Here is a 19,924-nt window from a genome sequence, read left to right on the forward strand (position 1 = left end):
ATCGAGGCAGACGCTCATCGCCTGCTTAATTGAACGAGTCGCAAGTGCCGTGCCGCGTTCGCCCGGTCGTTCGCATCCAGCTACCGGTCCGCTCTGACCGAAGCGTGGCCGCATCTATACAATACGGGTCGAAATCGGCCGAACGGCTGCAAGAGGGAAGTCGCACGCTGACCCGATCGGCGCGCACCTCTCCGTCATCACTCCATTACTGCCTCTATTCGTCGTGTCTTTCCTGAAGAAATGCGTCGTGGCCGCGCTGCTCGTCGCGATACTCGCAGCGGCCGTCGCGGGCGGCGTCTATTACTGGGCCAATCGGCCGATGGCGCTTTCGCCCGCCGAACTCGATGTCACCATCAAGCCGCACAGCAGTCTGCGCAGCGTCAGCGCCCAGCTCAATCGCGGCGGCGTGCCCGTCGAGCCCGAACTGTTCGTGCTGATGACGCGCGTGCTCGGCCTGTCCGCGCAGCTCAAATCCGGCAACTACGCGTTCAAGAGCGGCATCACGCCTTATGAGGTGCTGCAGAAAATCGCGCGCGGCGACGTGAACGAATACGTCGCCACCGTCATCGAAGGATGGACGCTGCAGAAAATGCGGAGTGAGCTGGACGGCAATCCCGCGCTCACGCACGACACGGCCGGCATGAGCGACATCGACCTGCTGAAAGCCATCGGCGCGACGGAAGTGGACAAGGCGTCCGCCGAGGGCCTGTTCTTCCCGGACACCTATCTCTTCGACAAGGGCACGAGCGATCTCGCCGTCTACAAGCGGGCGTATCGCACCATGCAAAAGCGCCTCGCCGAAGCCTGGGCGACGCGCGCGCCCAACCTGCCGTACAAGACGCCGTACGAGGCGCTCATCATGGCGTCGATCGTCGAAAAGGAGACGGGGCGCGCCTCCGACCGGCCGCTCGTGGCCGCCGTGTTCGCGAACCGGCTGCGCATCGGCATGCCGCTTCAGACGGACCCGAGCGTGATCTACGGACTCGGCTCGACCTACGAAGGCCATCTGAAGAAAAAGGATCTGCAGACGGACACTCCGTACAATACCTACACGCGCATGGGCCTGCCGCCGACGCCGATCGCGCTGCCGGGCGTGGCCGCGCTCAGCGCCACGCTGAACCCCGCCCCGAGCAGCGCGCTGTATTTCGTGGCGCGCGGCGACGGCAGCAGCATCTTTTCCGACAATCTGGGCGACCACAACAGGGCCGTCGACAAGTACATCCGGGGTCAATGATGGCGCGCGGCACTTTCATCACGTTCGAAGGCATCGACGGCGCGGGCAAGACCACGCATCTCGACTGGTTTCGCCAGCAGCTCGAAGAGAAGATTGCGCCGGGCGGCCACCATGTCGTCATGACGCGGGAACCCGGCGGCACCGCGCTCGGCGAAACGCTGCGCGGCATTTTGCTGAATCAGCCGATGGACCTCGAAACCGAGGCGCTCCTGATGTTCGCCGCGCGCCGCGAGCATCTCGCGCAGGTCATCGAGCCGGCGCTCGCGCGCGGCGACTGGGTGCTGTCCGACCGCTTTTCGGATGCGACGTTCGCGTATCAGGGCGGCGGGCGCGGCCTGCCGCGCGACAAGCTGGAGGCGCTGGAGCGGTGGGTGCAGGGCGGATTCCATCCGGATCTGACGGTGCTTTTCGACGTGCCGACCGAGACCGCGAGCGACCGCCGCTCGGCCGCGCGGGCGCCGGACAAGTTCGAGAGCGAGTCGGACGCGTTCTTCGAGCGCACGCGCGCCGAATATCTGCGTCGCGCGGCGGAGTCGCCGGAGCGTTTCGTCATCGTCGATTCGACTCAGCCGATCGACGCGATCCGCGAGCGTCTGAAAGACGTGATCTCGGGCCTTTGAGACTACGACACGAAAAGATGATCTACCCCTGGCAAACCGACGACTGGCAACGCCTCCAGCAACTGCGCGCGCACTGGCCGCATGCGCTCTTGCTGCACGGAGAGGCGGGCATCGGCAAGCTCGCGTTCGCGCAGCATCTCGCGCAGGGGCTCTTGTGCGAGACGCCCGCCGGCAACGGCGAGCCGTGCGGCACGTGCCCCGCGTGCCTGTGGTTCTCGCAAGGCAATCACCCGGATTACCGCGCCGTGCTGCCGGAGGCGCTCGCCGCGCTCGCCGGACCGGCGGGCGCGGATGACGCATCCGCCGACAAGGCCGACGACGGCGAAGGCAAGAAATCGCGCGCGCCCAGCAAGGAGATCAAGATCGAGCAGGTGCGCGCGCTGCTGGACTTTTGCAGCCTCGGCTCGCATCGCGGAGGCTTGCGCGTGGTGCTGCTGTATCCGGCCGAGGCGCTCAATGTCGCGGCGTCGAATGCGCTTCTGAAAACGCTCGAAGAGCCGCCGTCGGGCGTCGTGTTCTCGCTCGTGTCGGCGAGGATCGACCGGCTGTTGCCGACGATCATCAGCCGCTGCCGTCAATGGCCGATGAGCCTGCCCGACGCCGACGCCGCGCGCGCGTGGCTCGCCTCGCAAGGCGTGGACGATGCCGCGAGCCTGCTCGCCGAAGCGGGCGGCGCGCCGCTCGCCGCGCTGGCGCTCGCGCACGACGAGAACCGCGCGCTACGCGATTTCACGCTCGCGCAACTCGCCGCAGGCCCGAACTGCGATGCGTTCGCGTGCGGCGAAAACCTGCAAAAGCTGCCCGTGCCGATGGTCCTCGGCTGGCTGCAACGCTGGCTCTACGACGTGCTCGCACAGCGCACCGCCGGCCGGCCGCGTTATTTCCCGGGCGCGGGCAAGGCGCTCGCGCGCTGCGCGCAAGCCGCCGATCCTGCCGCGCTCGCCCGCTGCATCAAGGCCGTCACGCGTCAGCGCGCCGTGGAGAACCATCCGCTGAACGCGCGGCTCGTCTTCGAAGAACTGTTTCTCGCGTATCGCGGGATTTTCACCGCCTGAATTTTTGCTTCGTTTCCAACGCCATCGCTCATGAGTCTCACGTATCGCGACGCCACCCTCGACGACCTGTCCGCTATCGTCGCCATCTACAACTCGACGATCGCCTCGCGGCAGGTGACCGCGGACCTCGATCCGGTCAGCGTCGAAAGCCGTCTCGCGTGGTTCCATTCGCACGGCCCGAACGCGCGGCCGCTGTGGGTGGTCGAAGAGGACGGCGCCGTGATCGCGTGGCTGAGTTTCTCGGACTTTTACGGCCGGCCGGCATATGCGCGCACCGTCGAAATCAGCATTTATCTCGACGAACGCGCGCGCGGCAAGGGGCTCGGCAAGCAACTGCTGCGCGAAGCACTGGATAAGGCGCCGTCGCTGCAAGTCGATACGGTGCTCGGCTTCGTCTTCGGCCATAACGAGCCGAGCATGAGGCTTTTCGCGAGCTTCGGCTTCGAAGCGTGGGGCACGCTGCCGCGCGTCGCGGTGCTGGACGGCGTGGAACGCGATCTCGTCATTCTCGGCTTGCGGCTGGACGACTCCCGCAAGGCCACGACGGCTGCGGCCTGAATCAGAACCAGTAGCAAGGAGCACGGGATGTTCGTCGATTCGCACTGTCACATCAATTTCGAAGGCTTGGCCGACCGGCTTCCGGACGTGCTCGACAAGATGCGCGCGCACTCGGTCACGCATGCGCTGTGCGTGTCGGTGGATCTGGAGACGCTGCCCTCGGTGCTCGATATCGCCGAGCGATGCGAAAACGTGTATGCGTCGGTCGGCGTGCATCCGGACCACGAGGACGCGAAGGAGCCGAGCGTCGCGGAACTGGTCGAACTGGCGGCGCATCCGAAAGTCTGCGCGATCGGCGAGACGGGACTCGACTACTATCGGCTGGAAGGCCGCAGCATCGCCGACATGGAATGGCAGCGCGAGCGCTTTCGCACGCATATTCGCGCCGCGCACGCGACGGGCAAGCCGCTCATCGTCCACACGCGGTCGTCGTCGGAAGACACGCTGCGCATCATGGAAGAGGAGCGCGCGAGCGTGCCGGGCGGCGTGATGCACTGCTTCACCGAGCCGTGGGACGTAGCCGAAGCGGCGCTCGCGCAGAACTTTTTTATCTCGCTCTCCGGCATCGTCACGTTCAAGAAGGCGACGGACGTGCAGGACGTCGCGCGGCGCGTGCCGCTCGACCGGCTGCTGATCGAAACCGACTCGCCGTATCTCGCGCCGGTGCCGTATCGCGGCAAGCCGAATGAACCTGCGTACGTGAGTTATGTCGGACGTTTCATCGCGCAGTTGCGCGAGCAGACGGACGAAGCGGTGGCGCAAGCGACCACCGACAACTTCTTCCGGCTTTTCAAGATCGCCCGTCCGGCTGCCTGAGCATAGTCAGGCGAGCGGCGCGATTCATCGTTTCATGCAATTCGAAGGTCCACTATGAACAATTCCCCGATGGTTTCCACTCAGTCCGCCACGAATGCACGCACGCAGCCCGCCACGCGCGGCGGCAGCAGGCGCGCGGCGGTGCGCGGGCTTTTCGCGGGCGCGCTCATCGCCGCGTGTGCGTTCGCGCAGCCGGTCTGGGCCGCTTCCGTGGACTCGCTCATCAAGGCAGTGAAGTTCGACGACGTGTCCGAGGTCAAGAAGCAGCTCGCGCAGGGCGCGGACCCGAACACGGTCGATAACACCGGCGCGCCGCTACTCGTCATCGCCGCGCGCGAGAAGTCGGACAAGGTCGGCCAGTTGCTCGCCGACAACCCGAACACGGACCTGGAAAAGCTGGATTCCGCCGGCGAAAACGCGATGATGCTCGCCGCGCTCAACGGCGACGCCACGTTCGTGAATCTGCTGATCGCGAAGGACGCCGAAGTGAACAAGAAGGGCTGGACGCCGCTGCACTACGCGGCGACCAACGGCCACGACGACATCGTGAAGATCCTGCTCGACCACTCCGCCTACATCGACGCCGGATCGCCGAACGGCACCACGCCGCTCATGATGGCGGCGCGCGGCGGCCATCTGTCGACGTGCAAGCTGCTGCTCGATCAGGGCGCCGATTTGCGCGTGAAGAACCAGATCGGCATGACGGCGGTGGATTTCGCCCGCAAGTACAACGAGAAGGACGTCGCGGAAGGTTTGCAGGCGCGCCTCGACGCCATGCAAGGCGGCGCTGCTCAAAGCGGCGCAAATGGGTCAAAATAACACCGCTACGCTCGAAAACGGGCGAGCGCGGTCAGGCGCGGCCGCCTCGCCCCGATACGCCGCCGCTCAACAGACAAGGAAGACCATGCTGCGGGAATTCGCCATCGCCTGTGTTCTTGCGACGCCCGTGTGCGCGTTCGCATTCACCGGCAACGATCTCAACAAGCTCTGCATCAAAACCGACCCGAACTCGCGTACCGCGTGTGCCGCTTATATCGAAGGCGCGGCCGACGGCGTGTACAACACGATCGAAGCCATCGGCGGCACCACGGGGCCGCAAGTCGGCCAGTACTTCTGCCTGCCGGCCGACGTGAAGCCGCAGCAACTGACGGACGCGGTGCGCAAGTACATCGCGGACAACCCCGACAAGGCGAATTTCAACGCCACGACGATGGTTTCGCTCGGTCTCGGCAAGGCGTTTCCCTGCAAGGCGGAACGCTGAACGGACGCCGACGCGCCTCTTGCAGCGGCTCGGGTGATCGGACGCGGCGCGGAAACCCGCACGCCGTTTGCTAGTCGAACGTCGGATAGCGATCCGTCCACATCACACAAAAAACGCAAGAGGAAAGCATATGAGCCGTCTCGTCGTCGTATCCAACCGGGTCGCCACGCCGACCGAAACCAAGGGCTCCGCCGGCGGGCTCGCCGTCGGTGTGTTCGGCGCGCTGAAGGACAGCGGCGGCGTCTGGTTCGGCTGGAGCGGGGACGTGGTGAGCGAGAGCGTCGCGAATCAGGGGCCCACGCTCGTGCAGGACGGCGCCGTGACGTTCGCCACCGTCGGCCTGCCGAAGAAGGACTACGACCAGTATTACCGCGGCTTCTCGAACGCGATGCTGTGGCCCGTTTTCCACTATCGCAACGATCTCGCCGTCTACGACCGCGACGAATATGCCGGCTATCGCCGCGTGAATTCGTGGCTCGCGCACAAGCTCATCAAGCTGCTGGAGCCCGACGACGTCATCTGGGTCCACGACTATCACCTGATACCGTTCGCCGAGGCGCTGCGCAGCGCGGGCATCACGAACCGGATCGGCTTTTTCCTGCATATCCCGTTTCCGTCGCCGCAGATTCTGCTCAACATTCCGCCGCATGAGGAACTGGTGCGGTCGCTGTGCTGCTACGACGTCGTCGGGTTTCAGACCGAAGGCGATCAGACCGCGTTTCACGACTACATCGTGCGGCACGCGCACGGCACGGCAACCGAGGACGGCCACGTCGAGGCGTTCGGGCGCAAGCTGAAGACGGGCGTCTACCGCATCGGCGTGTTCCCCGACGAGATCGCGGAACAGGCGCAGCGCGGCGAGGCGCGGCAGGACGTGATGGACCTGAAGCAGAGTCTCGAAGGCCGCAAGCTCATCATGAGCGTGGACCGGCTGGATTATTCGAAAGGGCTCGTCGAACGGTTTCGCGCGTTCGAGCATTTTCTGGAGAAATCGCCCGAATGGCGCGGCAACGTCACGCTCGTGCAGATCGCGCCGCCCACGCGCTCGGACGTCGAAACGTATCAGCAGATCCGCCAGAACCTCGAATACGAAGCAGGGCGCATCAACGGGCGCTATTCCGGCCTCGATTACACGCCGATCCGCTATCTCAACCAGCGCTATGACCGCTGGAAGCTGATGTCGCTGTTCCGCGAATCGCAGATCGGGCTCGTGACGCCGCTGCGCGACGGCATGAATCTCGTCGCGAAGGAATACGTCGCCGCGCAGAATCCGGACGATCCCGGCGTGCTCGTGCTGTCGCAGTTCGCGGGCGCGGCGGGCGAAATGACGGGCGCGGTGATGGTGAATCCGCACGATGTCGTCGGCATGAGCGACGCGCTCGCCCGTTCGCTCGCCATGCCGCTCGCCGAGCGCCAGCAGCGTTACCAGACCAACATGGCGGCGCTGCGCAAGCACAATCTCGGCGTCTGGCGCGACGATTTCCTGGCCGACCTTCGCGGCGTGCGACGCAAGTAACAGGCGCGCGAAACGGTTGTTTCCGGCCTGTAACAGAGCGATGAAAGTGCAAGAGAACGCCGGTTCGCGCCGCTTCGCCGTCGATAATGAATCGTCGCGCGGCGAGCCGGCTTGCCGCATTCAACGATCGAGGGAAACCCTCGTTAGCCGGCTGACAGTCTGCTGTCATACTCGATCTCGCGCGACGCATTAAGAACACGAGCACACGCTCGCACGTCGAAGTTCGCATGGAGACGAGAACGATGAGAATTGCCCAAATTGCCCCGTTGACCGAGTCCGTCCCGCCCAAGCTCTACGGCGGCACGGAGCGCGTCGTGTCGTATCTCACGGAGGCGCTCGTCGAGCTTGGCCACGATGTGACGCTGTTCGCAACCGGCGATTCACAAACCAGCGCGAAGCTGGAGGCCGTCTGGCCGCGCGCGCTGCGCCTCGACCCGGCGATTCGCGACCGTATTGCCCCGCACATGCTGCTGATGGAACTGGTGCGCCGCCGCGCCGAGGAGTTCGACGTCCTGCATTTCCACATGGACTACTACTCCTTTTCGCTCTTCAACCGGCAGGACACGCCGTTCGTCACGACCTTGCACGGGCGGCTCGACTTGCCCGAGCAGCAGCCGGTTTTCGACACGTTCAACACCGCGCCCGTGATCTCGATCTCCGATTCGCAGCGCCATCCGTTGCCGCAGGCGAAGTGGGTCTCGACGGTCTATCACGGTCTGCCGGAGACGCGTTATGTGCCGCAGCCCGTCGAGCAGAAGTATCTGGCGTTCCTCGGGCGCATCTCGCCGGAAAAGCGCGTCGATACGGCCATTCGCATCGCGGGGCGCTGCGGCTTGCCGATCAAGATCGCGGCCAAGGTCGATGCAGCCGATCACGAATACTTCGAGCGCGAGATCGCGCCGCTGCTGGAGTTGCCCTACGTCGAGTTCATCGGCGAAATCAACGACGCGCAGAAGGCGGACTTCTTGTCGGGCGCGCACGCGCTGGTGTTCCCGGTCGACTGGCCCGAGCCGTTCGGACTCGCGATGATCGAGGCGATGGCCTGCGGCACGCCCGTTATCGCGTTCAATCGCGGCGCGGTGCCGGAAGTGGTGGACGAGGGCGTGTCGGGCTTTATCGTGGAAGACGAGATCGGCGCGGTGGCGGCCGTGAACCGGCTGCATACGCTCTCGCGCGAGGGCGTGCGCCGGCGCTTCGAGGAGCGCTTCACGTCGCACCGCATGGCGCGGCAATATCTCGACGCGTATCAGGCCGTAGTGCGCGCGCAAAAGCGGTCGCGCTTCAAGCTGATCGATCGCGCGGCGACCTGAGTCCTCGAACCGCCAGAACAAAAACGAAAAAACCGCCGTGCGACGCGACCGTGAGTCGCGCCGCACGGCGGTCATGCTTTCCGCCGGGACCGTGAGACGGCGCGCGCCGCCTTACATCTTCAGGCGCGTCACCTTCGTGCCCTGGAGCGACACGTCGGCCATCAGGCCCGCGTTCGTCAGCACGAACGCTTCGACCGGGTTGGTGGCGGTGGTCGTGTCGACCGCGCCGTTCGCGCCCATCTTGACGAGCGCCACGGACGCATCGGCGCCTGCCGACCAGCCGTCCGAATTGCGGAATTTGTCGAGCGCGTCCTGCGTCATGAAGAGGAAGATGATCGACTTCGACTGCGCGCCCGCCTGCAGGCCGAAGGAGCCGGAGGTCGTGCTGTAGTAGCCGACCGTGCTGCCACCCACGCGCAGCGAGCCCTTGCCGTACTGCGCGCCGACGATGAAGCCTGCCTGAATCACGGACGGGAACACGAGCACGCCGCGCGACTTCGCGACCAGTTCGCGCGAGCCGGGAACCGTCGCATACAGCCGCTGGATGGTGCTGTCGACGTCCGCGTCGATGCTGCGGCGATCGTCCGCGCTGCCGGCGGCCTTTTCAGCGCCGGTATTCGAATTCGTCGTGCAACCGGCAAGCGCGAGGCCTCCCAGCGCCAACACGGCCGTCGTCTTGAGCATGAAGTTTCGTCTTTGCATCATTGTTCTCCATCGTGGAATTTAGGAAACCCCATAGTGCGGGAGGGTGAGGCACGCCAAGTTATAGCACAGCGACGCAACAACGCGACGCTCGCACCGGACACAGATACCGCGTTCCGCGCGTGCCGCGCAAGCCCTGCGTCGCATCCGCGCGTCGTCGACTTGACGACGGCGAATGGCCGGCTATTTCGCCCGCCCCGCTGCCTGAAGCCCTGCATTAATTTCACCGCACCGGTCACGGTGACGGCGGCAACGCCGCGTAGCAAGTAGCAACGACCGTACCCGGGTTGCCCGGGTCACTGGCTCGTCGTTTTTACTTTGGTCGGAGGAACGGGCTCCGGCGCGCGCGACGGTCGCCGCAAGGCGCGCTTGATGCCCCCGATCACGATGCCGACGGCAAGCAGAAACGCCGCGGGCACGACCCAATAGCCGATGAAGGCATGCCACAGATAATCGGCGAGGGTGGCCTTGCGATGCGCGTATTCATCGAGCGCTTCCTGATGGCGGAGGGCGTTTGCGCTGAGAACGTCGGCGGGGCAGCCGGCTGCGCGCGCTTCGTCCGGCGCGCCGTGGCAACGGGCGGCGGCACCGGCCGACCGCTGGGCATCGGTGAGTTCCCAGGTCGAGAGCGCCTTCTGAAGATCGACCGTGTTGTAGGCCATTTCCTCGCGCACCTCGTTGACCGCGACGATCATCACGGGCACGGCCCAGAAGGTGATCGTCACGAGCCACCGGCGGAACCAGCGGTTCTTGTATTTCCATGCCATCCGTTGCCTCCATGCGAGGCTTGTCGCCACGCTAGACGAGCGGCGGCCGATGGCGTGTTTCTTGTATTCGTGAGGGGCCGCCTTCGCGCCATCTTATGAGAAAAAGACGGCGGTGCGAAACACTTGCTTGGGTGCAGTGCAATATCTACGGACGGCAAGGGGAGGCCGCGCGCGCCGCATGCGATCGACGCGGCGCGAATCAGACATGCGGCCGGCGCCGCGATCAGCCCTTGGTGCTGAGACAACTCTTCATGAATGCCTTGCGGTCGTCGCCCTTCTTGCCGGATGCCTGGCTGTTGCACGCAGTCATGCGCTGCTGCTGGGTCATCGGCGCGGAGGCGGCGGAGGCCGCGGCGGGCGTGGCGGACAGGCAGCTCTTCATGAACGCCTTGCGGTCGTCGCCCTTTTTGTCGCCTGCCTGCTTGTTGCAGTCGCTCATCTTCGACTGCTGGCTATTGGCCGCGAAAGCCGTATGCGCGCCCAGCGTAAGACTCAAAACAGCGATAAGGGCAGTAGCTCGGATGGTCATGTGACGCTCCCTGAGTAATTGACGATTCTTCTTGAATAAGCGAGTTTCGACGTCTCGCCCGCGCATTATGGCAAAGCAGGTTTCAACTGAGTGTGCGATAAGGTTAAATCTCGAGGTTGATCTTTTCGCGCCGCGCCGCGGCCTTGCAACGCGCTTTCGCCGGCGAGCGGACGCCAGTGTTCGTCATCCGGTTGCTTCGATCCTTCATCTCATGACAGGAGCCGCTTCATGTCCACACCGCTCGCCGATCATTACAAAGGCTTCGCCATCCACGTGCAGGCCATGCGACGCGCGAAAGAGCGTGACGAGCCGGACGACGGCCCGCGCCACTTCGACATCTTCGTGACCATTTCACGCGACGCGGCCGGGGAGAGCGGCCGCTCCGCCATGTTCGGCGTGCCGGAGCAGGAGCCGTTCGAGAGCCCGATCGATGCGACGCGCGCTGGCATTGACTATGGCCGCAAGATCATCGACAACGAAATCGAGGGCCAGTCCGTCGCCGATCTCTGAACGGCTGCGGCTGGCTTCGAACGCGCGCGAGACCACATTGCGCGTGCGTCCGAAGCGCCCACTGCACGTTAGCCCGATTGACCGCGCGCCTCCCACGAACGAGAATCGACGGCGGCAAACGTTGAACCGCCCACGTTTCGCGTGACATGCAGGACCCACTGCAAACAAATCAATCAAAACACTGGAGGAGAACCGCATGAAGTCAGCCATTCGCCGTCGCGTCCTGTCAGCCGCCGTCGCGCTTGTTGCGTGCAGCGCGCTGCCTTTCGCCGCATCGCCCGCGTTCGCGCAGAGCGCCGGCAAGCCGAAGGTCGCGCTCGTGATGAAGTCGCTCGCCAACGAGTTCTTCCTCACGATGGAAAACGGCGCGAAAGACTACCAGCAGCACAACGCCGACAAGTTCGAGCTCATCACCAACGGCATCAAGGACGAAACCGATACGGCCGCGCAGATCCGCATCGTCGAGCAGATGATCGTCTCGAAGGTCGATGCGCTCGTCATCGCGCCAGCGGATTCGAAGGCGCTCGTGCCGGTCATCAAGAAGGCGGCGGACGCGGGCATCATCGTGGTGAATATCGACAACCGGCTCGATCAGGACGTGCTCAAGTCGAAGGACCTGAACGTGCCGTTCGTCGGCCCGGACAACCGCAAGGGCGCGCGCCAGGTCGGCGACTATCTCGCCAAGCACCTGAAGAAGGGCGACGAAGTGGGCATCATCGAAGGCGTCTCGACGACCACCAACGCGCAGCAGCGCACGGCCGGCTTCAAGGACGCGATGGACGCGGCCGGCATGAAGGTGGTCGCGCTCCAATCGGGCGACTGGGAAATCGACAAGGGCAACGCCGTCGCGTCGCAGATTCTCAACGCGAACCCGAACGTCAAGGCGCTGCTCTGCGGCAACGACAACATGGCGATCGGCGCGGTGTCGGCGGTGCGCGCGGCGGGCAAGGCCGGCAAGGTGCAGGTGGTCGGCTACGACAACATCAACGCCATCAAGCCGATGCTGAAGGACGGCCGCGTGCTCGCCACCGCGGACCAATACGCGGCGAAGCAGGCCGTGTTCGGCATCGACGTGGCGCTCAAGGCCATTTCCGGGCACAAGAAGCAATCGGAGCTCTCGACCGTGGTGGAAACGCCCGTCGATCTCGTGACGAAGTAAAGCGCAGCCAGCGTTGCGCCGCGAACCGTTCGTCCTCAAGTTCGCGGCCATCATGCCGTTAAGACGGACGAGCGCGGTGGACGGATGGCGGCGGAGCGCGCCGGCCGCCGTCCCGCCGCAACGCATGCACAACTTTGCCGAGGATGCACCGACCGCCTTGAGCGACCTTACGCCATGATGAAAGACGCGCACGACGCGAGCGTGCTGACCGTCACGGGAATCGGCAAGACCTATGTCGAGCCGGTGCTGGCCGACGTATCGCTCGGACTCTCGCCGGGCGAGGTGCTCGCGTTGACCGGCGAGAACGGCGCGGGCAAGAGCACGCTGTCGAAGATCATCGGCGGGCTCACCAATCCGACCACGGGCACCATGACGCTCGCGGGCCAGCCGTACGCGCCGCAAAGCCGCACCGAAGCGGAATCGCTCGGCGTGCGCATGGTGATGCAGGAGCTGAACCTGCTGCCGACGCTTTCGGTCGCGGAAAACCTGTTCCTCAACCGCCTGCCGCAGAAAGGGCGCCTGAAAATCGGCTGGATCGACCGCAAGCGGCTCGCCCAGGATGCGCGGCACGCGATGGCGCAAGTCGGCCTCGATGCGATCGACCCGGAGACGCTCGTGGGCGACCTCGGCATCGGGCATCAGCAGATGGTCGAAATCGCGCGCAATCTGATCGGCGATTGCCGCGTGCTGATTCTCGACGAACCCACCGCGATGCTCACCGCACGCGAAGTCGATCTCCTCTTCGAGCAGATCGCGCGGCTCAAGGCGCGCGGCGTGGCGCTCGTCTATATCTCGCATCGACTGGAAGAACTGCGGCGCATCGCGGAGCGCGCGGCGGTGCTGCGCGACGGCCGCCTCGTGCACGTCGGGCCGATGAGCGCGCTGACCAGCGACCAGCTCGTCACGCTGATGGTGGGCCGTGAACTGGGCGAACGCATCGATCTCGGCGAGCGCAAGCTGGGCGGCGTCGCGCTGAAAGCGGATGGCATGACGCGCGCCCCGGCCGTGCGCGACGTGTCCTTCGAAGTGCGCGCGGGCGAGATTTTCGGCATTAGCGGGCTGATCGGCGCGGGGCGCACGGAACTCATGCGCCTGATCTACGGCGCGGATCGCGCGGACGGCGGCACGGTGTCCGTCTCGCGCGGCGGCGAGGCAGTGCGCCCGGTGGATATCCAGTCGCCGTCGGACGCGGTGAAAAACGGCATCGCGCTCATCACGGAGGACCGCAAGGGCGAGGGCCTGCTGCTCGGCCTGCCCATCGCCGCGAACGTTTCACTCGGCAACGTGGGCGCAGTGGCGCGTCACGGCGTGATCGACACGCGCCGCGAAGCCGCGCTCGCCGAGCGCCAGATTGACGCCATGCGCATCCGCACGTCGGGGCCGGCGCAAGCGGTGTCCGAGCTATCGGGCGGCAATCAGCAGAAAGTGGTGATCGGCCGCTGGCTCGCGCGCGACTGCGCCGTGCTGCTTTTCGACGAACCGACGCGCGGCATCGACGTCGGCGCGAAGTTCGATATTTACGGGCTCATGGGCGCGCTCGCCCGCGAAGGCCGCGCGCTCGTGGTGGTTTCGAGCGATCTGCGCGAACTGATGCTGATCTGCGACCGGATCGGCGTGATGTCGGCCGGGCGCATGACCGGCGTGTTCGACCGCGCGAACTGGACTCAGGATGCGTTGCTCGCGGCGGCTTTCGCCGGCTACGCGAAGCGCGAGGCGATTCTGCACGAGCCGCTCGCGCCCGACGCGAAGCCGCCCGAACAAGACAATTTGCTGGAGCATTGAATGACCGGACAGACCGAAGCGAATCTGCCAGCCGATGCGCCGAAAAGCGGCAAGAACGCGAAGGGCGCGGGCACGCGCCTGGGCTTCTCCAATTATCTGGGGCTGGCCGGCGCGCTCTCCGCGATGATCGCGCTTTTCTCCGTGCTGAGTTCGCACTTCCTGACGTACGACACGTTCAGCACGATCGCGAACCAGATACCGGATCTCGTCGTGATGTCGGTCGGCATGACGTTCGTGCTGATCATCGCGGGGATCGACTTGTCGGTGGGCTCGGTCCTTGCGCTCGGCGCGTCGGTGGTGAGCGTGGCCGCGCTGAAGTGGCACTGGCCGGCGCTTCCGGCGGCGCTCATCGGGCTCGCCGCCGCCGCGCTGACGGGCACGGTCACGGGGCTCGTCACGGTGGCGTGGCGCATTCCGTCGTTCATCGTGTCGCTCGGCGTGCTGGAAGCGGCGCGCGGGCTCGCGTATCAGATGACGAACTCGCGCACCGCGTATATCGGCGATGCGTTCGATTTTCTGTCGAATCCGATCGCGTTCGGCATCTCGCCGGCGTTCCTGATTGCGGTGGCGGTGATGATTCTTGCGCATTGGGTCTTGACCCGGACGATTTTCGGCCGTTATCTGGTAGGCATCGGCACGAACGAGGAAGCGGTGCGGCTCGCGGGTGTCGATCCGCGGCCGTACAAGGTCATCGTGTTCGCGCTGATGGGCGCGCTGTCGGGACTGGCCGCGCTGTTCCAGATTTCACGTCTCGAAGCCGCGGATCCGAACGCGGGCGCGGGCGTGGAGCTTCAGGTGATCGCGGCGGTGGTGATCGGCGGAACGAGTCTGATGGGCGGGCGCGGCTCGGTCATCAGCACGTTTTTCGGCGTTCTCATCATCTCGGTGCTGGCGGCGGGGCTCGCGCAGATCGGCGCGAACGAGCCGACCAAGCGCATCATCACGGGCGCGGTGATCGTGGTCGCGGTGGTGCTGGATACGTACCGGAGCCGGCGCAGGCGCGGTTGAGCTTGATATAGCAGTGCAGCAGGCAGCACGTCGGCGCCTCGCAACGGGGTGGGCGGCGACGTTAAACACAAGTGCAGTCAAATAGAGATGACCGGGCAGTCCGTTCAACGTCTAGACAACGTCAAGAGCGGTGAGCGGAAGGAAAACGGCCGGCGCGGGAGGGCCGCGCGAGAGGCCGTTTCCGGTCAATAAAAGAAGTTGGACCAAAGCATAAGCGAAGGACGATGTATGGCGACGATCAAGGACGTGGCAGCCATTGCTGGGGTGTCGTTTACGACGGTGTCCCACGTAGTGAACAATTCGAGGCCGGTGTCGGCCGATGTGCGGGCGAAGGTCGAGCGCGCGATCCGCGAGCTGGACTACGTGCCGTCGGCCGTGGCGCGCTCGCTCAAGGCGAAGTCCACGGCGACCATCGGGCTGCTCGTGCCGAACGCGACGAATCCGTACTTCGCCGAACTGGCGCGCGGGGTCGAGGACGGCTGCGCGAAAAACGGCTACTGCGTCTTCTTCTGCAACTCGGACGACGATCCGGCCAAGCAGCGCAACTATTTGCGCGTGTTGCAGGAAAAGCGCATCGACGGCCTCGTGATCGCATCGGCGGGCGAGGACGCGGTGCTCGCGCAGTGTCTCGCGGGCGCGCGTGAGCCGCTCGTCATCGTGGACCGCAACATCGAGGGCGTCTCGGCGGACCTCGTGCAGATCGACCACGAGAAAGGCGCGTATATCGCCACGAAGCATCTGCTGCAAACGGGGCATTCGGAGATCGGCTGCATCACCGGACCGGTCGCGACGGCGGTGAGCGCCATGCGCCTGCACGGTTTCATCCGCGCGATGGCCGAGCGCGGCGTCGAGATCGAGCCGAACGCGATCGTTCAGAGCGACTTTTCCGCGACGGGCGGCTATGCGGCGGCCTCGCAACTGTTCGACGCGATGAAGCCGACCGCGATTTTCGCGTGTAACGACATGATGGGCATCGGCGCGCTGCGGGCGGCGGCCGAGCGCAAGATTCGCGTGCCGGACGATTGCTCGATCATCGGCTTCGACGATGTCGAGTTGTCGCGCTACACGTATCCTGCGCTCTCGACGGTCGGCCATTCGGTGCGCGCGCTCGGCGAGATGGCCGCGCAGACGCTGATCGAGCGCATCGTCGGCAAGCTCGGCGGCACGACGCGCCGCCGCGTGGTCCCGCCGCGTCTCGTGCTGCGCGAATCCACGGCGGTCGTGCCCGAATCGCATGGCGCCGAGAGCGGCGCCGTGGCAGACGCCAGATCGAAATAGCGTGGAATAACGTGGAATAACGCGGACCAACAACCGGAGCAGGATTTCATCGCGATGAGCGACAACGCAACGAGTGAAACGGGCACGCGCGGGCGCGTGGTGGTGGTCGGCAGTCTCAACATGGACCTCGTGGCGCGCGCGCCGCGCCTGCCCAGGCCCGGCGAAACGCTCGCCGGCTCCGCTTTCGTGCAGGCGCCGGGCGGCAAGGGCGCGAATCAGGCGGTGGCGGCCGCGCGTCTCGGCGCGCAGGTCGCGATGATCGGCTGCGTCGGCCGCGACGCGAACGGCGCGACGCTGCGCGCGGGCCTCGAAGCGGAAGGCATCGACTGCGCGGCGCTTGCGACGAGCGCGGACGCGCCGACGGGCGTCGCGCTCATCATCGTGGACGACGCGAGCCAGAACGCGATCGTCATCGTCGCGGGCAGCAACGCGCAGGTCACGCCCGCGGTCATCGACGAACAAGAAGCACTGCTCGCACGCGCCGATGTCATCGTCTGCCAGCTCGAAACGCCGCCTGAGACCGTGCGCGCGGCGCTGGCCGCGGGCCGCCGGCTGGGTCGCACGACGATTCTCAATCCCGCGCCCGCGGCGAACACGCTGCCCGCCGACTGGTTCGCGCTCATCGACTATCTGATTCCGAACGAACTGGAAGCCGCGACGCTTTCGGGTATCACCATCGCGACGCCGGACGATGCGCGCCGCGCCGCTCGCGTGCTGAAGGAGAAAGGCGCGCGCAACGTGATCGTCACGCTCGGCGCGCAGGGCGTGTTCGCACTTCTAGGAGACGACAGCGACGGCCAGCATCTGCCGTCGCCGAAGGTCGAGGCCGTCGACACGACCGCCGCGGGCGATACGTTCATCGGCGGATTCGCGGCGGAACTGGCGCGCGGCAGCGCCGTCGCGGATGCGATCGCCTTCGGTCAGCGCGCCGCCGCGCTCGCCGTCACGCGCGAGGGCGCGCAGCCGTCCATTCCGCGCCGCGGCGAAATCGCAGCATAAGTTTTCAACATGCGCTGAATAACGGCGCGCGCAACGCGTCGTTTTCCCTATCAGGGAAAGAACCTTCTCAAGTCCCGGTGCCTTCATGCCGTTTATATCGAAAGCGGCTGCGCGAACGCACGCCGCCCGATCGCGGCTCTATGCGTCACGACGCCCGCGCACATTCGAACCGGCATCAGGGACACATCCATGAAAAAGGCTTTGACGATCAAGGCACGCATCGGCATGTCGATGGCGTTTCTCGGCGCGCTGCTCATCGGCATCGGCGCACTGGGACTCGCGGGCATGGGCCGCACGAACGAGGCTTTCCTCGACACGTACTCGGTGCAGATGCCGGGCGCCCTCGCGGTCGGCAACAGCGAAATGTATGCGGCGCGCGAACGGCTCGTGTTCGACCGCGCGGCGCTGCTCGCCGGCACGTCCGAGGTGAGCGCGACCATCGAGCGTTCGCGCATGATGCGCGAGCGCGCCGACGCCTTCTGGAAGAACTACATGTCGCTGCCGCAGACGCCCGACGAGCGGCGTCTGGCGGATGCGTCGCAGGACAAGCGGCTCGCGCTTCAACGCGCCGTCGACAAGGGACTCGCGGCCGTCACGGCAGACGACCGCGCGGGCATGATCGAGGCGGCCAAGGCGATGCAGGCCGCCTACAACGAACTCGCCAACGCGAACGACGCGCTCCGCGCGTTTCTCACCGACGCCTCGAAGAAGAGTTACGAAGACGCGCAGAGCCGCTATACGTCGTTCCGCGCGCTGAGTCTTTCGGCCATCGCACTGGGCCTCGCGGCGGCGGCGTTCGCGTGGTTCGCGTTGCGGCGCGCCATCGCGCGGCCGCTCGAAGCCGCGCTCACGCATTTCGAAGCCATTGCCGCCGGCGATCTGCGCCGCGACGTGGTCGTGACCTCGCGCGACGAAATGGGCCTGCTGCTCGAAGGCCTCGCGAAGATGCGCGCGAGCCTGCTCACGACGGTCCGTACGGTGCGCTCGGGCAGCGAATCGATCGCGTCGGCCACGCAGCAGATCGCGGCGGGCAATACCGATCTCTCGTCGCGCACGGAGGAACAGGCGTCCGCGTTGCAGGAAACGGCGTCGAGCATGGAGGAACTGACGAGCACGGTGCGCCAGAACGCGGATAACGCGCGTCAGGCCAGCACGCTCGCCGCCAACGCGTCTGAGATCGCGGGCAAAGGCAGCGCCGTCGTCACGCAAGTGGTCGATACGATGGGCGAGATCAGCCGCAGCTCGGCCAAGATCGCCGACATCATCACGATCATCGAGGGCATCGCGTTCCAGACCAACATCCTCGCGCTCAACGCGGCCGTCGAAGCGGCGCGCGCGGGCGAAGAAGGGCGCGGCTTCGCGGTCGTGGCAGGCGAAGTGCGCAATCTCGCGCAGCGTTCGTCGACGGCGGCCAAGGAAATCAAGGAGTTGATCGACACTTCGGTCGCGCGCGTGCAGTCGGGCACCACGCTCGTCGACGAAGCGGGCCGCACGATGAACGAGATCATCGGCGCAGTGCAACGCGTGACCGACATCATGGGCGAGATCGCGGCGGCATCGGCGGAGCAGTCGACAGGCATCGAGCAGGTGTCGCGCGCCGTCACGCAGATGGACGAAGTCACGCAGCAGAACGCGGCGCTCGTGGAAGAAGCGGCGGCGGCCGCGCAGTCGCTCGAAGATCAGGCCGCGCGCCTGCGTCAGGCGGTCGCAGTGTTTCAGGTGGCCGAAGGCGCGGGGCTTGCTGCTGCTTCCTTGCAAGTGCCGGCGACCGTATCCACGAAGCCGAAGCGCGTCGCGCCGCCTGCGGCGGCTGTTAAGCCCGCGGCGAGCGTGAGGCCTGCGGCGAGCGCGAAACCCGCTGCGCTGTCGACGGCGGGCGGCGACTGGGAGACGTTCTGACGTTTTGATGCCGTTGCCCGGAGTGCGCGTACGCAGGACATCGCAGCAAGCGGGCAACGTGAAGCACCTCCGGTCCGGTAACCCGTACACTGACGACACTGCGCGTCCATTCACACGAGGGGATCGACATGACCGGATCGACACTTGCCGCCAAGCTCGTCGCGGCCCGGCGTCAGCATCGACTGATCGACACGCTGGAACCGCGCGATCTCCCCGCCGACGCGCCAACCGCTTACGCCATCCAGCACGAAGTCCTGCGCGACAGCCACGCGCGCATCGGCGCATGGAAGATCGGCGCGCGCGCCCCGGATGCGCTCGCGGCGGGCGCGCCTATCGATGCCGAATGTGTCTACGTTTCGCCCGCGCGCCTTCCTTTCGAAGGCTTCTTTCGCGTGCTCGTGGAACTGGAGATTGCCTTTCGCTTCGCGTATGCGTTGCCCCCGAAGAACGATCCTTACACGCGCGCGGAAGTGCTCGCGGCGATCGGCGGCATTGCAGTCGCGCTCGAAGTGGTCGATAGCCGTTTCGCGCAGTGGCCCAATCTCGATCCGCTCGCGCAGCTTGCCGATGCGCAGAACAACGGCGCGCTCATCACGAGCGGCATGGAACCTTACGAGGTCGTCGCGCCGGGCTTCGATTTTCTTGCGCCGCGCCTTGAACTCACGCTCGATGGCGTGGGGATTGCTCCAGCTACCCTCGGCAATCCGGCGGGCGATCCTCGCGAATTGCTGCCCTGGCTCGTCAACCATTGTTCGCGCATGGGTTTAACGGTCGAGCCTTTCTGGACCATCACCACGGGCTCATACACAGGCGCTTATCGCGTGGAAGGACCGGCCATGGTGCATGGCTCGATTGATCGCATCGGGGAACTGGAACTCGTGCTGACGTGACGACATGCGCTCGCGAACATGCTTTGGCGGA

20 protein-coding genes are annotated in these 19,924 nt (G+C 65.7%); 17 read left to right on the top strand and 3 right to left on the bottom strand.

The window, feature by feature from the left end; genetic code table 11:
• Positions 1 to 223: 223 nt before the first annotated feature.
• The 9 genes from mltG (at position 224) to NCR34_RS07345 (ending at position 8,370) form a co-directional block, all read left to right on the top strand.
• Positions 224 to 1,234, top strand: coding sequence for an endolytic transglycosylase MltG (mltG, locus tag NCR34_RS07305; RefSeq protein ID WP_175940303.1), 1,011 nt, complete (start codon positions 224 to 226; stop codon positions 1,232 to 1,234).
• Positions 1,234 to 1,854, top strand: coding sequence for a dTMP kinase (gene tmk, locus NCR34_RS07310; protein ID WP_250499476.1), 621 nt, complete (start codon positions 1,234 to 1,236; stop codon positions 1,852 to 1,854). Before mltG ends, tmk begins: the two co-directional genes overlap by 1 nt.
• A gap of 17 nt (positions 1,855 to 1,871) precedes the next feature.
• Positions 1,872 to 2,909 carry a DNA polymerase III subunit delta' gene (locus tag NCR34_RS07315; RefSeq protein WP_250499477.1) on the top strand — a complete coding sequence of 346 codons (1,038 nt, stop codon included), beginning with the start codon at positions 1,872 to 1,874 and terminating at the stop codon, positions 2,907 to 2,909.
• A 30-nt stretch (positions 2,910 to 2,939) separates the two neighbouring features.
• On the top strand, positions 2,940 to 3,467 hold the full coding sequence (locus NCR34_RS07320; RefSeq protein WP_250499478.1) for a GNAT family N-acetyltransferase: 528 nt from the start codon (positions 2,940 to 2,942) through the stop codon (positions 3,465 to 3,467).
• 27 nt (positions 3,468 to 3,494) lie between these two features.
• Positions 3,495 to 4,283 carry a TatD family hydrolase gene (locus NCR34_RS07325; protein WP_250499479.1) on the top strand — a complete coding sequence of 263 codons (789 nt, stop codon included), beginning with the start codon at positions 3,495 to 3,497 and terminating at the stop codon, positions 4,281 to 4,283.
• A gap of 54 nt (positions 4,284 to 4,337) precedes the next feature.
• Positions 4,338 to 5,102, top strand: coding sequence for an ankyrin repeat domain-containing protein (locus tag NCR34_RS07330; protein ID WP_250499480.1), 765 nt, complete (start codon positions 4,338 to 4,340; stop codon positions 5,100 to 5,102).
• 85 nt (positions 5,103 to 5,187) lie between these two features.
• Positions 5,188 to 5,544: a Rap1a/Tai family immunity protein gene (locus NCR34_RS07335; RefSeq protein WP_175940309.1), complete on the top strand. Its 357-nt coding sequence runs from the start codon at positions 5,188 to 5,190 to the stop codon at positions 5,542 to 5,544.
• A gap of 130 nt (positions 5,545 to 5,674) precedes the next feature.
• Positions 5,675 to 7,060: an alpha,alpha-trehalose-phosphate synthase (UDP-forming) gene (gene otsA, locus NCR34_RS07340; protein WP_175940310.1), complete on the top strand. Its 1,386-nt coding sequence runs from the start codon at positions 5,675 to 5,677 to the stop codon at positions 7,058 to 7,060.
• A 242-nt stretch (positions 7,061 to 7,302) separates the two neighbouring features.
• Complete coding sequence (locus NCR34_RS07345) at positions 7,303 to 8,370, top strand: glycosyltransferase family 4 protein (RefSeq protein WP_250499481.1); 1,068 nt, start codon at positions 7,303 to 7,305, stop codon at positions 8,368 to 8,370.
• 111 nt (positions 8,371 to 8,481) lie between these two features.
• Here the strand turns inward: NCR34_RS07345 and NCR34_RS07350 are convergent, their stop codons facing one another.
• From NCR34_RS07350 to NCR34_RS07360, 3 genes are all read right to left on the bottom strand, one after another.
• Positions 8,482 to 9,072, bottom strand: a complete 591-nt coding sequence (locus tag NCR34_RS07350; protein WP_175940651.1) for a BPSL1445 family SYLF domain-containing lipoprotein — start codon at positions 9,070 to 9,072, stop codon at positions 8,482 to 8,484.
• A 296-nt stretch (positions 9,073 to 9,368) separates the two neighbouring features.
• On the bottom strand, positions 9,369 to 9,839 hold the full coding sequence (locus tag NCR34_RS07355) for a hypothetical protein (RefSeq protein ID WP_248322225.1): 471 nt from the start codon (positions 9,837 to 9,839) through the stop codon (positions 9,369 to 9,371).
• 223 nt (positions 9,840 to 10,062) lie between these two features.
• Positions 10,063 to 10,368, bottom strand: coding sequence for a PsiF family protein (locus NCR34_RS07360; RefSeq protein ID WP_206468135.1), 306 nt, complete (start codon positions 10,366 to 10,368; stop codon positions 10,063 to 10,065).
• Between the two features lie 228 nt (positions 10,369 to 10,596).
• On the opposite strand from NCR34_RS07360, the gene NCR34_RS07365 reads away from it, so the two are divergent.
• From NCR34_RS07365 to NCR34_RS07400, 8 genes are all read left to right on the top strand, one after another.
• Positions 10,597 to 10,878 (top strand): hypothetical protein, encoded by a 282-nt coding sequence (locus NCR34_RS07365; protein WP_175940314.1) that lies wholly within the window; start codon positions 10,597 to 10,599, stop codon positions 10,876 to 10,878.
• A 196-nt stretch (positions 10,879 to 11,074) separates the two neighbouring features.
• Positions 11,075 to 12,037 carry a sugar ABC transporter substrate-binding protein gene (locus tag NCR34_RS07370; protein WP_248322226.1) on the top strand — a complete coding sequence of 321 codons (963 nt, stop codon included), beginning with the start codon at positions 11,075 to 11,077 and terminating at the stop codon, positions 12,035 to 12,037.
• A gap of 174 nt (positions 12,038 to 12,211) precedes the next feature.
• On the top strand, positions 12,212 to 13,819 hold the full coding sequence (locus tag NCR34_RS07375; RefSeq protein ID WP_502800058.1) for a sugar ABC transporter ATP-binding protein: 1,608 nt from the start codon (positions 12,212 to 12,214) through the stop codon (positions 13,817 to 13,819).
• Complete coding sequence (locus NCR34_RS07380) at positions 13,820 to 14,827, top strand: ABC transporter permease (RefSeq protein ID WP_250499482.1); 1,008 nt, start codon at positions 13,820 to 13,822, stop codon at positions 14,825 to 14,827.
• A 228-nt stretch (positions 14,828 to 15,055) separates the two neighbouring features.
• A complete protein-coding gene (locus NCR34_RS07385) occupies positions 15,056 to 16,105 on the top strand; it encodes a LacI family DNA-binding transcriptional regulator (RefSeq protein ID WP_250499483.1) in 1,050 nt (349 codons plus the stop codon).
• 54 nt (positions 16,106 to 16,159) lie between these two features.
• Positions 16,160 to 17,104, top strand: coding sequence for a ribokinase (gene rbsK / locus NCR34_RS07390; protein ID WP_250499484.1), 945 nt, complete (start codon positions 16,160 to 16,162; stop codon positions 17,102 to 17,104).
• Between the two features lie 189 nt (positions 17,105 to 17,293).
• Positions 17,294 to 19,003 (top strand): methyl-accepting chemotaxis protein, encoded by a 1,710-nt coding sequence (locus tag NCR34_RS07395; RefSeq protein ID WP_250499485.1) that lies wholly within the window; start codon positions 17,294 to 17,296, stop codon positions 19,001 to 19,003.
• 128 nt (positions 19,004 to 19,131) lie between these two features.
• The gene (locus NCR34_RS07400; protein WP_250499486.1) at positions 19,132 to 19,893 is read left to right on the top strand and encodes a 2-keto-4-pentenoate hydratase; all 762 of its coding nucleotides are present in this window, start codon (positions 19,132 to 19,134) and stop codon (positions 19,891 to 19,893) included.
• Positions 19,894 to 19,924: the final 31 nt, after the last annotated feature.

Origin of the sequence: Caballeronia sp. GAWG1-5s-s (assembly GCF_023631445.1) — a bacterium.
Taxonomy (GTDB): Bacteria; Pseudomonadota; Gammaproteobacteria; order Burkholderiales; family Burkholderiaceae; genus Caballeronia.

What these genes read in the sequence shown, in the direction of transcription:
- tmk (WP_250499476.1), top strand. Translation starts at nt 1,234, where the DNA reads ATGGCGCGCGGCACTTTCATCACGTTCGAAGGCATCGACGGCGCGGGC.
- NCR34_RS07315 (WP_250499477.1), top strand. Translation starts at nt 1,872, where the DNA reads ATGATCTACCCCTGGCAAACCGACGACTGGCAACGCCTCCAGCAACTG.
- NCR34_RS07320 (WP_250499478.1), top strand. Translation starts at nt 2,940, where the DNA reads ATGAGTCTCACGTATCGCGACGCCACCCTCGACGACCTGTCCGCTATC.
- NCR34_RS07325 (WP_250499479.1), top strand. Translation starts at nt 3,495, where the DNA reads ATGTTCGTCGATTCGCACTGTCACATCAATTTCGAAGGCTTGGCCGAC.
- NCR34_RS07330 (WP_250499480.1), top strand. Translation starts at nt 4,338, where the DNA reads ATGAACAATTCCCCGATGGTTTCCACTCAGTCCGCCACGAATGCACGC.
- NCR34_RS07335 (WP_175940309.1), top strand. Translation starts at nt 5,188, where the DNA reads ATGCTGCGGGAATTCGCCATCGCCTGTGTTCTTGCGACGCCCGTGTGC.
- otsA (WP_175940310.1), top strand. Translation starts at nt 5,675, where the DNA reads ATGAGCCGTCTCGTCGTCGTATCCAACCGGGTCGCCACGCCGACCGAA.
- NCR34_RS07345 (WP_250499481.1), top strand. Translation starts at nt 7,303, where the DNA reads ATGAGAATTGCCCAAATTGCCCCGTTGACCGAGTCCGTCCCGCCCAAG.
- NCR34_RS07350 (WP_175940651.1), bottom strand. Translation starts at nt 9,072, where the DNA reads ATGCAAAGACGAAACTTCATGCTCAAGACGACGGCCGTGTTGGCGCTG.
- NCR34_RS07355 (WP_248322225.1), bottom strand. Translation starts at nt 9,839, where the DNA reads ATGGCATGGAAATACAAGAACCGCTGGTTCCGCCGGTGGCTCGTGACG.
- NCR34_RS07360 (WP_206468135.1), bottom strand. Translation starts at nt 10,368, where the DNA reads ATGACCATCCGAGCTACTGCCCTTATCGCTGTTTTGAGTCTTACGCTG.
- NCR34_RS07365 (WP_175940314.1), top strand. Translation starts at nt 10,597, where the DNA reads ATGTCCACACCGCTCGCCGATCATTACAAAGGCTTCGCCATCCACGTG.
- NCR34_RS07370 (WP_248322226.1), top strand. Translation starts at nt 11,075, where the DNA reads ATGAAGTCAGCCATTCGCCGTCGCGTCCTGTCAGCCGCCGTCGCGCTT.
- NCR34_RS07375 (WP_502800058.1), top strand. Translation starts at nt 12,212, where the DNA reads ATGATGAAAGACGCGCACGACGCGAGCGTGCTGACCGTCACGGGAATC.
- NCR34_RS07380 (WP_250499482.1), top strand. Translation starts at nt 13,820, where the DNA reads ATGACCGGACAGACCGAAGCGAATCTGCCAGCCGATGCGCCGAAAAGC.
- NCR34_RS07385 (WP_250499483.1), top strand. Translation starts at nt 15,056, where the DNA reads ATGGCGACGATCAAGGACGTGGCAGCCATTGCTGGGGTGTCGTTTACG.
- rbsK (WP_250499484.1), top strand. Translation starts at nt 16,160, where the DNA reads ATGAGCGACAACGCAACGAGTGAAACGGGCACGCGCGGGCGCGTGGTG.
- NCR34_RS07395 (WP_250499485.1), top strand. Translation starts at nt 17,294, where the DNA reads ATGAAAAAGGCTTTGACGATCAAGGCACGCATCGGCATGTCGATGGCG.
- NCR34_RS07400 (WP_250499486.1), top strand. Translation starts at nt 19,132, where the DNA reads ATGACCGGATCGACACTTGCCGCCAAGCTCGTCGCGGCCCGGCGTCAG.